The organism is Amycolatopsis pithecellobii, from assembly GCF_009707865.1.
Taxonomy (GTDB): Bacteria; Actinomycetota; Actinomycetes; order Mycobacteriales; family Pseudonocardiaceae; genus Amycolatopsis_E; species Amycolatopsis_E pithecellobii.
On the sequence record NZ_WMBA01000062.1, the window covers coordinates 32,961 to 45,598 of the forward strand.

Sequence of the window (12,638 nt, forward strand, 5' to 3'; positions counted from 1 at the left end):
ACAACGAAACACTCAAGAACGCCGCACCCTCGTCTCGTACTCGGCGCGCGCCGTCGAACGCGCTTGCGCGAACACCTTGTCCGCCCCTACCGCGCGAACGAACCATTCCGACACCGACCGCGGCACGAGCCGCCCGATCCGTCCGGTGACTTCGAGCGACTTCGGCACGAACACGTCGAACTTGGGCTCCCGCAACACTTCCACGATCGCCTTCGCGACATCCTCCGGCCGCAGCGACTTGAAGATCTTCGTCTCCAGCACACCGTCGGCGAGATGGGTGCGCACCACCGCCGGCATCACACACGAAATGTCCACACCGGACCCACGCAGCTCCAGCCGTACCGCCTCGGACAGTCCGACCACCGCATGTTTCGTCGCGCAATACGTTGCAGCGCCAGGAAAACCAGCCTTGCCCGCCATCGACGCCACGTTCACGATATGCCCGGCGGCACGCGGCCGCATCCGCTTCACGGCCTCCCGTGTGCCGTGGATGACCGCGTGCAAGTTGATCTCCAGCTGCCGCGTTGTCGCCGCGTCGTCCTCGTCCTCGAACGGCCCGAGCAGCATGACGCCGGCGTTGTTGATCAGTACGTCGATGGGCCCGAGCCGCCGCTCGACCTCGTCGAGAAAACCGGCGAACGCCTTCGCGTCCGTGACGTCGAGCGGCAGGGCGATCGCGTCCCCGCCGACTTCCACAGCCGTTCTCTCGGCCAGCACCTGGTCGATGTCACCGATCGCGACGCGCGCACCGTGGCGTGCCAGCGCCGCCGCCGTGGTGGCGCCGATTCCCTGGGCACCGCCGGTGATCACGACGACCTTGCCTCGCAGCTCCTTTGCCATGACACCATCCTGCCGCGAGCGGGACAGATTTACCAGCAATGTCACAGCACGGCTTGTGTGGCAACGCCGTGGATCGGCTTGGCTGGCGCGCGGCGGCGCCGCAAGCCGTGAACGGCGCGGGGCAGTGCGTCGCCGCCGGGCTCAGCGTAGGCCCAGTTCCCTCGCGATGAGCATCCGCTGGATCTCGCTCGTTCCCTCACCGATTTCCAGGATCTTCGCGTCCCGGTAGAACCGGCCGACCGGGAACTCGTTCATGAAACCGTACCCACCGAAAATTTGCGTCGCATCCCGGGCGTTGTCCATCGCGGCGTTCGAGGCCACCAGCTTCGCGATCGAGGCTTCCTTCTTGAACGGCTCACCGCGCAGCATCTTCGCCGCAGCCTGATAGTAGGCCAGCCTGGCGGTGTGCGCCCGCACCTCCATGTCCGCGATCTTGAACTGGATTGCTTGGTACGCCCCGATTTGGTGCCCGAAAGCCTCGCGCTCGCGAACATAACGCAGGCACTCGTCCACACAACCCTGCGACAAGCCGACACTCAACGCGGCAATCGCGATCCGGCCTTCGTCGAGAATCGAAAGGAACTGCGCGTACCCCCGGCCTCGCTCACCGACCAAATTTTCCGCGGGGACCCGGCAGTCCGAAAAGGACAGACCGTGCGTGTCCGACGCGTTCCAGCCTACCTTCGAGTACTTCGGCTCAACAGTGAACCCCGGTGTGCCCGACGGTACGGCGATCGCCGAGATTTCCTTGCGGCCATTGACTTCCCCCGTCACCGCGGTCACTGTGACGAGCTGGGTGATGTCCGTGCCCGAGTTGGTGATGAACGACTTGCTGCCGTTGATCACCCACTCGTCCCCGTCGAGTTTCGCCGTCGTCCGGGTCGCGCCCGCGTCGGATCCGCCGCCCGGCTCGGTCAGCCCGAACCCGGCGAGCGCCTCGCCGGAGCACAACGCCGGCAGCCAGCGTTCACGTTGTTCCTTGCTACCAAAGCGAAAGATCGGCATCGCACCAAGGGATACACCCGCTTCCAGCGTGATCGCGACCGACGAATCGACGCGGCCCAGCTCTTCGAGTGCCAGGCACAACGCAAAATAGTCCCCGCCCATCCCGCCGAACTCCTCGGGGAACGGCAGACCGAACAGGCCCATCTGCCCCATCCGGGCCACCAGTTCGTACGGGAACTCCTCGCGCTCGTAAAACCCGCCGATCACCGGCGCCACTTCGTGCTGCGCGAAATCCCGCACCGTTTTCCGCAGCGCCTCGTATTCTTCATCCAGCCTGAAATCGATCATTGTTCCGCCTCCGGGGTCACCACGGCCAGTGTTTCGTCCAGCGCGACCTGTTGGCCTGGCTGAACACGCAGTTCACGCACCACACCGTCGACCGGCGCGACCACGGTGTGCTCCATCTTCATCGCCTCGACCACGACCAGCGCGGTGCCGGCCGTGACGACCTCACCTGGCGACACCTTCACCACCAGCACGGTACCGGGCATCGGGCTCACCACCGGGCCACCGTCGTTCGTTTCTCCATGTGTGGCAAGGAGATTCGGCCGTTCGCGGACCAGTACCGCGCGACCATCCCGGGCAAGCCAGTCGCCGGCCCGCGCGTACCGCAGGAACTCGCCGGCGTAATGCACGTCCAGCCGGTCCCCTTGGCGCCGCGCGGAAACCTCGACCGGCGGACCGTCGTCGACGACGACCGAGGCCGAATCGGGCAGTCCCTCGACCCGCACCAGTGCCCCGGATTCCCTTGCCTCCAACCGCATCGTGACGCCGCCCCGCTCGCTGAGCCGCCAGCCGCTGGGCACTTCCCACGGGTCCACCACATCGCTCACCGGCAACAGCCCGATCAACCGGTCGAGCGCCGCAGCGACGAAGAACTCCTCGGGAACCCCACCGGACACCAGAGTGTCCAGTCGCCGCTCGACGAGCTCGGTGTCCAACTGTCCGCTTTGGACATCCGGATCGCCGAGCAACGCGCGCAGAAACGAAATGTTCGTCGTCAGTCCGAGCACCGCTGTGTCGGCGAGCGCCCGGTCGAGCCGGTGCAACGCGGCCGCCCGGTCCGGCCCCCACGCGATCACCTTGGCCAGCATCGGATCGTAGTCCGAACCGACGACCGTGCCGGGCCGCAACCACGAATCGACCCGGGCGCCTGCCGGCTCCCGCAGCGCGAGCACGGTGCCGCCCGTGGGAATGAAGCCACGCGCCGGGTCCTCCGCGTAGACACGCGCCTCGATCGCATGCCCGTTGAGCCGGATGTCTTGCTGGGTAAGGGAAAGTCGTTCACCGGCGGCGATCCGCAGCTGCCAGGCGACGAGGTCGAGCCCGGTCACCAGCTCGGTCACCGGATGCTCGACCTGCAGCCGGGTGTTCATCTCCATGAAGAAGAATTCGTCCGGCGCCTTGTCCGACACGATGAACTCGACCGTGCCCGCACCGGTGTACCCGACCGAACGCGCGGCCTCAGCGGCGGCCTCGCCCATCCGCGCCCGCGTCGCCTCGTCCAGCAGCACCGACGGCGCTTCTTCGATGATTTTCTGGTGCCGCCGTTGGAGACTGCACTCGCGCTCGCCGAGGTGCAGCACGGTGCCGTGTGCGTCGGCGAGCACCTGGATCTCGATATGCCGCGGCGTGGTGACGAAACGTTCCAGCAACAGCCGGTCGTCACCGAACGCGGATTTGGCCTCGCGCTGGGCGGATTCGACTGCCGCGGACAAGTCCGCCGGGTCGGTCACCAGGCGCATACCCTTACCGCCACCACCCGCGGAAGGCTTGAGCAGCAACGGATAACCGACCTCGGCGGCTGCTGCGGCAAAGTCGTCTACATCGGACAGACCAGGGACCACGGGCACCCCGGCGGCCGAGACCGTGGCCTTCGCGTGGATCTTGTCACCCATCGCCTCGATCGCCTCGGCAGGTGGACCGACGAAAACCAGACCCGCGTCAGCACAGGCACGCGCAAACTTCGCGTTCTCGGCAAGGAAACCGTATCCCGGGTGCACCGCCTGTGCCCCGGTGCCCAGCGCGGCCTCGACAATGTCCGGAATGGACAGATAGCCGGGGATGCGGACGGCGGTGTCGGCGTCGTGCACATGCCGCGTGTCGGCGTCCGCTTCGGTGTACACCGCGACCGAACGCACGCCGAGTTCACGCAAGGTACGGATGACCCGGACGGCGATCTCACCCCGGTTGGCGACCAGAACGGTGTCGAACATGACTGTCAACCCAGCCCCTTCACATCCTGAAAACGCCATAACCGACGGGTTCCAGCGGCGCGTTCGCCGAGACGGACAGGGCGAGCCCGAGCACTGTGCGAGTGTCGGCCGGATCGATCACGCCGTCATCCCACAGCCGGGCCGTCGAGTAATAGGGATTGCCTTGTTCCTCGTACTGCGCGCGAATGGCGTCCTTGAACTCTTCCTCGCCCTCGGTTTCCCGGCGGACCGCTGAAAGCACCGACGCCGCCTGCTCCCCGCCCATCACGGAGATCTGGGCGTTGGGCCACATCCACAGAAACCGTGGCGAATACGCGCGCCCGCACATGGAATAGTTCCCCGCGCCGAACGACCCGCCGATGACCACGGTGAACTTGGGCACCCGCGCGCACGCGACCGCGGTGACCATTTTCGCGCCATGCTTGGCGATCCCACCGGCCTCATACGCCTGACCGACCATGAACCCGCTGATGTTCTGCAGGAACACCAACGGAATCGAGCGCCGGTCGCACAGCTCGATGAAATGCGCGCCCTTCATCGCGGACTCGGAGAACAGCACGCCGTTGTTCGCGATGATCCCCACCGGATGCCCGTGGATATGCGCGAAACCCGTCACCAGCGTGGCGCCGTATTCCTTTTTGAACTCCGCGAACCGGCTGCCGTCGACGATCCGCGCGATCACCTCGCGCACGTCGTACGGTGTGCGCGAATCCGTCGGCACCACACCATAAAGCTGCTCCGGGTCCATCGCTGGTTCTTCGGTGGGCAGGACTTCCCACGGCCGCGGGGTGCGCGGGCCGAGAGTGGCCACAATGGACCGGACGATCCGCAGGGCGTGCCCGTCGTCGTCGGCAAGGTGGTCGGTGACCCCCGACCGGCGGGCGTGCACGTCACCGCCGCCCAGTTCCTCGGCGGTGACGACCTCGCCGGTCGCCGCCTTCACCAGCGGTGGACCGCCGAGGAAGATCGTGCCCTGGTTGCGCACGATCACGGCCTCGTCGCTCATGGCCGGGACGTACGCCCCGCCCGCGGTGCACGAGCCGAGGACCGCGGCGATCTGCGGGATACCGCGAGCGGACATGGTGGCCTGGTTGTAGAAGATGCGCCCGAAATGCTCGCGGTCGGGAAACACCTCGTCCTGCCGCGGCAGGAAGGCACCGCCGGAGTCGACGAGGTAGATGCACGGAAGGTTGTTGTGCAGCGCGACTTCCTGCGCGCGCAGGTGCTTCTTGACGGTCATCGGGTAGTAGGTGCCGCCCTTGACCGTGGCATCGTTCGCGACAATGACGCACTCGCGGCCGGAGATCCGGCCGATGCCGGTGATGATCCCGGCCGCGGGCGCCTCGTCGCCGTAGAGGCCGTTCGCCGCGAGCGACGACAGTTCGAGGAACGGCGAGCCCGGGTCGAGCAGCGCGTCCACCCGGTCGCGTGGCAGCAGCTTGCCGCGCTCAACGTGGCGCGCGCGGGACTTCTCGGGGCCGCCGAGCCTGGCGGTCGCCAGCCGTTTGCGCAGGTCCTCGACCAGCTCCGCGTGCGCCGTGACGTTGCGCGCGTAACTCTCACTCCGCGGGTCGACCGCGGTGGTCAGCGTCGGTGTGTCCATCCCAGCCCATGTTAGTCGTCGTTAACCGCCGCCACGATGTTAACGGTGACTAACATGGCTGTCCAGGGTTCAGCGAGCGGCGATGAAAGTCGGGTAGTAGCCGCTCGCCTGACCAGTCGCGGTCGGGTGGTAGGACTCGTCGATCGGCCACGTCACGCTGTTGAGCCAGGGCGAGCCGGAACAGATCTCGTGGCCGGTGAACGCAGGACGGACGTCGGCGAACGTGAAGCCCGCGTTCGCCGCTTCCTTCTCGATGACCGTATCGAGCGCATCGGCGCCACCATTGAGGTAACCACGCGACGTGTCGGACAGGCCGACCGAGCACGAGCCGCCGATCTTGTAGAACCGCGGGTAGCCGAGCACGACGACAGCGGCGTGCGGGGCCTTGCTCCTGATCGCCGAGTACACGCGGTCGAGCAGACCCGGCAGGGTCGTCTCGACGAAGTCCACCGCGGTGGTCACGGCCGTGCGGCAGCGTGACTCGCCGCCGAGGACACAGTTTTCCATGACGCCGGCGAACCCGGCATCGTTGCCGCCGACCGTGATCGACACCAGCGTCGTCGCTGAGCTGAGCACACCGAGCTGGCCGTTGAGCACGTCGGTGGTCTTGGCGCCGGAGCAGGCCTGGAAGCTCAGCGCGGCGCCGGTGGCGTTCGCGTACAGCTTGGGATAGGCCCTCGCGCTGCGCTTGCAGCTGCTCGAGTCGAGGTAGGACCCGGCGCAGAGGCCGGAGGAGTACGAATCGCCGAGCGCGACATAGCTGACGGTCGCCGCGTCCGCGGCGGTGGTCAGGCCAAGCAACGCGACGACTACGAGGGTGAGGGAGCTCAAGACCGCACGAACGGACATCTCAGGCCCTTCTGTGAGTGGCGAACCACATCTAGATGTAGCAAGACATTCGCTCACGAGGACCGGTAATTAGTCGGGAAGTGGTAATGAGAGGGTCGAGAGGTTAGCGGTCGCGCTGCGCCATTGGTTACCAATCCGCCGGCAGCCACGGCGGAAACGGGTTTCTACGAGCAGGTCGGCTGCGGAACGTATCCGCCTACTTTCGGTCGGATTGGTAACGTGCGCCCGATAGCATGGCGGGATGTCCGGCACACCCCTGGTCAACGGCGAGAAGGCAAGCCGCCGCGAGCAGATCCTCACCGCGGCGGCCGAACTGTTTGCCCAGCACGGGTTCCACGGAGTGGGCATCGACGACATCGGGGCGGCGGTCGGCATCTCCGGTCCTGCGCTGTACCGGCATTTTCGCGGCAAGGACGCGATGCTCGGCGAGATGCTGAACTCGATCAGCCACTACCTGCTGGACGGCGGCACCCAGCGCGCGGAGCGGACAACGGATCCCGAGGAGCTGCTGACCGAACTGGTCGACTTCCACGTCACGTTCGCGTTGACCCAGCCGTCGTTGATCACCGTGCAGGAACGCAGCCTCGCGAACCTGACCGACTCGGATCGCAAGGAGGTGCGCGCCTTGCAGCGGCGCTACGTCGAGGTGTGGGTGCGGGCGATCCGCGACGCCATACCCAGGGTGAGCGAACGGCGGGCACGCTCGGCCGCACACGCCGTGTTCGGTTTGATCAACTCGACACCTCACAACCGCTACCTGGATGAACCCGATCTGGCGGACCTGCTGCGCAGGCTCGCACTCGGTGCTCTGCACGCGCTCGCGTGAGTCACCCGGATTTACCACTAGCGCGATCGGTGTGCTCCTGGTGTTTGATGGGGTGTGTGACTACCGGGCGGAACGTCGTGGAGAAGGCGCAGCGTGCCCTTGTCGCGATGCGGCTCGGGCGGGACGACGAAGCACTCGACGAGGTGACGCCGTCGTCGGCCGAGGACATGCGCGCGCTGATGCTGCTGCTGTTCGGGGAGTGCAGCACGATGGTGTCGGTGCTCGGTGACGGCGGCAGCGCGCCGGTCAAGGTGCAGGTCTTCGACGAGAGCGGGGAAGAGGTGCCGATCGACGAGGCCGATCCCCCGGTCCGCACGGCCGTCCGGACGCTGCTCGCCGAGGTGCACGGCAACACCGAAGCCGCGCAGGAACAGGTGGAGATTGCCCTCACCAGTGCGGCGCCCGATGAGGTGAACAGTCTCGTCCTGCAGGCATTGCGGTGGACGATCCGGCTGTCCACCGAATGCCTCGACCGTGATCTGCCGGTGCCCGACTGGGTGCAGGACGCGCTCACCGACTGAAGCCGGTCAGCTCAGCAGGCCCTTGACGAGTGCGGCGATCTGCGGCGTCTCGATCAGGAACGAATCGTGGCCAAACGGCGAGGAGATCACCGCCGCGTCGCCGGCGCGGAGGATGCCGGCCGCCAGATCCCTTGACTGGTACAGCGGATACAACCGGTCACTGTCCACACCGGCCACAACGGTGCGGGCGGTGATCCGGGAAAGCGCTTCCCCGACGCCGCCGCGATCGCGTCCGACGTCGTGGGTGTTCATGGATTCGGTGAGCAGCAGGTAACTGTTCGCGTCGAAGCGCCGGACGAGCTTGTCCGCGTGATGGTCCAAATAGGACTCCACCGCGAACCGGTCGTCGTCATCGCCCTGCCGGTGGCGGCCGAATCGGCGCGCGAGCTCCAGTTCGCTGCGATACGTGACGTGAGCGATCCGCCGCGCGATGCCGAGACCGCGATGCGGCCCGTCACCGGGCGCCGCGTCGTAGAAATCGCCGCCGCGCCACGCTGGGTCGGAGCGGATGGCGTGCAGCTGCGGGGATGCCCACGCGATCTGCTCCGCCGATGCGGCCGCCGGCGCCGCCACGACGAGCAGTGACTCCACCCGTGCCGGCAGCGTCACGGCCCATTCGAGCGCACGCATCCCGCCCATGGAACCGCCGATCACCAGCGCCCACCGCTCGATGCCCAGCGCGTCGGCCAAGACCGCCTCGGCGTGCACCTGATCCCGCATCGCTATCCGCGGAAACCTGCTGCCCCAAGGAATTCCGTCCGGATCCGGCGACGCGGGGCCGGTGCTGCCCTGGCAGCCGCCCAGGATGTTCGGCACCACGACGAACAACTCACCCGTGTCGAGCGCGCGGCCAGGCCCGATCAGCCCGTCCCACCAGCCCGCCGTCGGGTGCCCGGCCGCGGCCTCCCCCGCCGCATGGGAGTCACCGGTGAGCGCGTGCTCGACCAGCACCGCGTTCGACGCGTCGGAGTTCAGCGTGCCCCAGGTTTCGTACGCGAGCTCCCAGGCAGGCAACTCGCCGCCGGCCTCGAACCGGAACGGCTCGTCCACGGGGAGCCACCGGCGCCGGCCAGGCGGATCCCCCGGCCGCCACGCACCGGTCACGGGCGGGAGGTCCCTGCTCACGAAGCCGCCTTGCTCGACATGGCGTCCGACCGTAGTCCGGCTGAGCCGACCGGCGTAAACGTCCCAGTCCCTGAAACCCGCCGAGCCGTATGCTGCCGAAATGGTGTCAGTCCGCAGTGTCGTGGAGCGGGTCGGCCCGACGCTGCTGCACGCCGTGTGGCTGCCCGAGCGCTGCCCGGCCGTGGCCGACGTGGTGATCGCCGAACCGGGGGCGACGGTACCCGTCGCGGCGGGTGATCTCGTGCTCGGTGTCGCGGCGGCGAACGCCGCGGACGCGGTCGCGCTCGTCTCGCACAGCGCGTCGCGCGAGGCGGCCGCCGTGCTGCTCAAGCGTCCGCTCGCGGCGAAGCAGTCCGTCGTGCGGGCGGCGAAGGCGGCGGAGATCGCGCTGGTCGAGGTGCAGGCGGGGACGGCGTGGGCGCAGCTGGTCTGGCTGCTGCGGACGGTCCTCGACGCCGACGACTCGGTGGGTGACGCCGGTTCGGGTGATCTGTTCCGCCTCGCCGACGTCGTCGCGTCCGTGGTCGACGCGCCGGTCACCATCGAGGACACGAACTCCCGCGTGGTCGCCTACTCGGCGCGGCAGGACCTCACGGACCCGGCGCGGGTGTCGACGATCATGGGCCGCCGGATCCCGGACGACGTGCTTGCCCGGTTCCGCTCACGGGGTGTGTTCCGCGAGCTTTCCCGTGGCCGGCAGACGGTTTTCGTGCCCGCACAACAGGATGGCACGCTGCCGCGGCTGATCGTGCCGATCCGGATGGGCGGTGAGCTGCTCGGCTCGATGTGGGCGGTGGTGACGGGCCCGGTGCCCGAGGAGCGGGCGGCCGCGTTCGCCGATACCGCGCCCGTCGTCGCCCTGCACCTGTTGCGCCTGCGGGCGCACGCGGATGCCCGGCGGCGCGCGTCGGCGGAGCTGCTGCGTGAGCTGCTCGAAGGAAAAGTGGGGCCACGCAAGGCAATGGCCGAACTCGAGCTGTCCGAGGAACCGCACCGGGTGGTGGTCGTGGACACCCGCGGCAGTGATGTCACCGACGGCGAAGGGCTGCGCTTGGCCCTGCTGGAACGGATTTCGCAGGGCATCGGGCCGCGGCCGGTCGCGACCGAGCTCGCCGGCCTGCTCTATGCGATCGTGCCGGACTCCTCGTGGCCGCAACTGGGCAAGGCGCTGGCGGACCTGCGGACGCGCGTTGCCGCGGGCAGCCCTGTCGAGCTCGGTGAGCTGACCCGGTCCCGCGCCGAGGCCGAGGAGATGCTGGGGCTCATCCGGGCCGGCCTGCTGCAGGGCGGCGTCGGCAGCTACGACGGGGCGTGGACCGCGCTGGTGTTGCATCGCGCGGCGACCGCGGCGGGTAGTGCACGGATCACGGAACTGGGCCCGCTGCAGACGCTGCGCGAGTACGACGTCGCCAACCACACCGACTACCTCGGCACGTTGTACGAATGGCTCCGCTTCCCCGGCGATCCACGGTCGGCGGCGAAGGCGCTGCGAATCCACCCCAACACTTTTCGCTACCGGATCCGGCGCCTGCTGGAACTGGTGCCGGTGGATCTGGACGATCCGGACACGCGGTTGGCTCTGATCACACAGCTCGTGGCCCTTCGGTGGTCATGAAACCCCTTAGCATGGGCGGATGTTCTCGGGATCCGTGGCGCAGTTGCATCGCTGGCCGGTCAAGTCCTTGCGGGGCGAACAGGTCGGCGCCGCGCCGTTCGATGACCGGGGAATGGTGGGCGACCGCGCACACGCCCTGATCGACCTGCGCCCGAAGCGGCAAGGCAAGAGGCTCACGGTGCGCCAGAACCAGGAGCTGTTGTCGTGGCGCAGCGCTTATCGCGGCAGCCCGGAGGAATCGCCGACGCTGTACGGCCCGGACGGTCAGGCCTGGTCGTGGCGCGACCCGGCGCTCCCCGCCGCGCTGAGCGATTCCCTTGGACTGCCAGTGGAACTGCGGACCGAGGACGGTCAGCAGGACCGCGGGCCGACCGTGCACGTGACGATCGAGACCTCGCGTCTCGCACTCGAAAACGAGCTGGGCGCCGGCGTCGAACTGGACCGGTTCCGGCCGAATCTGCACCTGCGGCTGGACGCGCCCGCGTTCGCCGAGCAGGAATGGGGCGAGGGCACCACCTTCACCGTCGGCGACGTGATCCTGGAGGTCGTCGGTGACCGGGCCGGGCCGTGCGTGCGCTGCGCGGTGCCGAGCTGGGACCCGGCGGGGCGGGAACGGTGGCCGAAACTCCAGACCTGGCTGATCGAGCAGCACGGGAACAAGTTCGGTCTGATCATGCGGGTCACGCGGCCCGGGGTGATCCGCGCCGGCGACGCCGTATGGGCGCAGCCGCAATAACTTTCCCGGCTGGGACGCGGATTTCATGCGTCGACGGGCTGTCGTGCGGGAACTATCCACCGGCGCGAGGATTGTCGTGGGCACACGATGACACCGCCGTCCGGGTGGACCACCTTGGTGGTCAGGATGCCCCCGACTGAACAGGAGACCCCCGTGCGCATCGCCGTTCCGCGTGAGATCAAGAAGCACGAATACCGCGTGGCGATAACGCCGGCCGGTGTGCACGCCCTGACCCGTCATGGCCACGAGGTCTTCATCGAAACCGGTGCCGGTGTCGGCTCCGCCATCCCGGACGACGATTTCACCGCAGCCGGCGCCAAAATCCTCAGCACCGCGGACGAGGTGTGGGCCGAGGGTGAGCTGGTGTTGAAGGTCAAGGAGCCGATCGCCGAGGAGTATCCGCGGTTGCGCTCCGACCTGGTCCTGTTCACCTATCTGCATCTTGCGGCGGACCGTCCCCTGACGGAGGCCTTGCTGAAAGCCGGTACGACCGCGATCGCGTACGAGACCGTGCAAACTGCGAATGGCGCTTTGCCTTTGCTGGCACCGATGTCGGAGGTGGCGGGGCGGCTGGCGCCGCAGGTCGGTGCCTACGCGTTGATGAAGCCCTCGGGTGGCCGTGGTGTGCTGCCCGGTGGTGTCCCCGGGGTGCGACCGGCGCGGGTCGTGGTGATCGGCGGCGGGGTGGCCGGCCTGAACGCGGCGCGGGTGGCGCTGGGTCTGGGGTCCGATGTGGAAATCCTGGACACCAATGTGGACCGTCTGCGTCAGATCGACCAGGAGTTCAACGGTCGCATCAGGACGGTCACCTCAACGCCGTTCGCCATCGAAGAAGCCGCGGTGGCAGCGGATTTGGTGGTGGGCGCCGTCCTGATCCCGGGTGCGAAGGCCCCGAAACTGATTTCGAACAGCTTGGTCCGCCACATGAAACCAGGCAGCGTCCTGGTCGACATCGCCATCGACCAAGGCGGCTGCTTCGCCGATTCCCACGCCACCACACATGATGCCCCCACTTACGAAGTCCACGACTCGATCTTCTACTGCGTCGCCAACATGCCGGGCGCTGTCCCCAACACGAGCACCCAAGCCCTGACGAACGTCACCCTCCCCTACGCCGAAGCCCTGGCAAACAAAGGCTGGCACCAAGCCCTGACCACAGACCCGTCCCTGGCAAAAGGCTTGAACACACACCAACACACCCTGACAAACGCCCCAGTCGCCACCGCCCACACCCTCCCCCACACCCCAATAGAAACAACCCTGAAATAAACGCCGTACAACAAAGTGCTTGGACAGCAACGC

Annotated in this window: 11 protein-coding genes; 5 read left to right on the forward strand and 6 right to left on the reverse strand. The window is 67.7% G+C overall.

Annotated elements, in window-relative coordinates:
• Positions 1-12 precede the first annotated feature (12 nt).
• From GKO32_RS30135 to GKO32_RS30155, 5 genes are all read right to left on the reverse strand, one after another.
• Positions 13-840, reverse strand: coding sequence for an SDR family oxidoreductase (locus GKO32_RS30135; protein ID WP_154760294.1), 828 nt, complete (start codon positions 838-840; stop codon positions 13-15).
• A 141-nt stretch (positions 841-981) separates the two neighbouring features.
• Positions 982-2,133 carry an acyl-CoA dehydrogenase family protein gene (locus tag GKO32_RS30140; RefSeq protein WP_154760295.1) on the reverse strand — a complete coding sequence of 384 codons (1,152 nt, stop codon included), beginning with the start codon at positions 2,131-2,133 and terminating at the stop codon, positions 982-984.
• On the reverse strand, positions 2,130-4,061 hold the full coding sequence (locus GKO32_RS30145; RefSeq protein ID WP_154760296.1) for an ATP-binding protein: 1,932 nt from the start codon (positions 4,059-4,061) through the stop codon (positions 2,130-2,132). The genes GKO32_RS30140 and GKO32_RS30145 overlap by 4 nt, the downstream gene beginning before the upstream one ends.
• A 19-nt stretch (positions 4,062-4,080) precedes the next feature.
• The gene (locus GKO32_RS30150; protein ID WP_154760297.1) at positions 4,081-5,664 is read right to left on the reverse strand and encodes a carboxyl transferase domain-containing protein; all 1,584 of its coding nucleotides are present in this window, start codon (positions 5,662-5,664) and stop codon (positions 4,081-4,083) included.
• Between the two features lie 69 nt (positions 5,665-5,733).
• A complete protein-coding gene (locus GKO32_RS30155; RefSeq protein WP_154760298.1) occupies positions 5,734-6,513 on the reverse strand; it encodes an SGNH/GDSL hydrolase family protein in 780 nt (259 codons plus the stop codon).
• Between the two features lie 241 nt (positions 6,514-6,754).
• Here GKO32_RS30155 and GKO32_RS30160 point away from each other — a divergent pair, with 241 nt between their 5' ends.
• On the forward strand, positions 6,755-7,339 hold the full coding sequence (locus GKO32_RS30160; RefSeq protein ID WP_154760299.1) for an SACE_7040 family transcriptional regulator: 585 nt from the start codon (positions 6,755-6,757) through the stop codon (positions 7,337-7,339).
• A 47-nt stretch (positions 7,340-7,386) separates the two neighbouring features.
• Complete coding sequence (locus GKO32_RS30165) at positions 7,387-7,860, forward strand: hypothetical protein (RefSeq protein ID WP_154760300.1); 474 nt, start codon at positions 7,387-7,389, stop codon at positions 7,858-7,860.
• A 6-nt stretch (positions 7,861-7,866) separates the two neighbouring features.
• On the opposite strand, the gene metX is transcribed toward GKO32_RS30165, so the two are convergent.
• Positions 7,867-8,985 (reverse strand): homoserine O-acetyltransferase MetX, encoded by a 1,119-nt coding sequence (gene metX / locus GKO32_RS30170; protein WP_312868792.1) that lies wholly within the window; start codon positions 8,983-8,985, stop codon positions 7,867-7,869.
• A gap of 100 nt (positions 8,986-9,085) precedes the next feature.
• Here metX and GKO32_RS30175 point away from each other — a divergent pair, with 100 nt between their 5' ends.
• The 3 genes from GKO32_RS30175 (at position 9,086) to ald (ending at position 12,605) form a co-directional block, all read left to right on the forward strand.
• Positions 9,086-10,600 (forward strand): PucR family transcriptional regulator, encoded by a 1,515-nt coding sequence (locus tag GKO32_RS30175; protein WP_154760301.1) that lies wholly within the window; start codon positions 9,086-9,088, stop codon positions 10,598-10,600.
• Positions 10,601-10,619: 19 nt separating this feature from the next.
• Positions 10,620-11,336: an MOSC domain-containing protein gene (locus GKO32_RS30180; protein ID WP_154760302.1), complete on the forward strand. Its 717-nt coding sequence runs from the start codon at positions 10,620-10,622 to the stop codon at positions 11,334-11,336.
• Between the two features lie 153 nt (positions 11,337-11,489).
• On the forward strand, positions 11,490-12,605 hold the full coding sequence (ald, locus tag GKO32_RS30185) for an alanine dehydrogenase (protein ID WP_312868793.1): 1,116 nt from the start codon (positions 11,490-11,492) through the stop codon (positions 12,603-12,605).
• Positions 12,606-12,638 lie beyond the last annotated feature (33 nt).

What these genes read in the sequence shown, in the direction of transcription:
- GKO32_RS30135 (WP_154760294.1), bottom strand. Translation starts at nt 840, where the DNA reads ATGGCAAAGGAGCTGCGAGGCAAGGTCGTCGTGATCACCGGCGGTGCC.
- GKO32_RS30140 (WP_154760295.1), bottom strand. Translation starts at nt 2,133, where the DNA reads ATGATCGATTTCAGGCTGGATGAAGAATACGAGGCGCTGCGGAAAACG.
- GKO32_RS30145 (WP_154760296.1), bottom strand. Translation starts at nt 4,061, where the DNA reads ATGTTCGACACCGTTCTGGTCGCCAACCGGGGTGAGATCGCCGTCCGG.
- GKO32_RS30150 (WP_154760297.1), bottom strand. Translation starts at nt 5,664, where the DNA reads ATGGACACACCGACGCTGACCACCGCGGTCGACCCGCGGAGTGAGAGT.
- GKO32_RS30155 (WP_154760298.1), bottom strand. Translation starts at nt 6,513, where the DNA reads ATGTCCGTTCGTGCGGTCTTGAGCTCCCTCACCCTCGTAGTCGTCGCG.
- GKO32_RS30160 (WP_154760299.1), top strand. Translation starts at nt 6,755, where the DNA reads ATGTCCGGCACACCCCTGGTCAACGGCGAGAAGGCAAGCCGCCGCGAG.
- GKO32_RS30165 (WP_154760300.1), top strand. Translation starts at nt 7,387, where the DNA reads ATGGGGTGTGTGACTACCGGGCGGAACGTCGTGGAGAAGGCGCAGCGT.
- GKO32_RS30175 (WP_154760301.1), top strand. Translation starts at nt 9,086, where the DNA reads ATGGTGTCAGTCCGCAGTGTCGTGGAGCGGGTCGGCCCGACGCTGCTG.
- GKO32_RS30180 (WP_154760302.1), top strand. Translation starts at nt 10,620, where the DNA reads ATGTTCTCGGGATCCGTGGCGCAGTTGCATCGCTGGCCGGTCAAGTCC.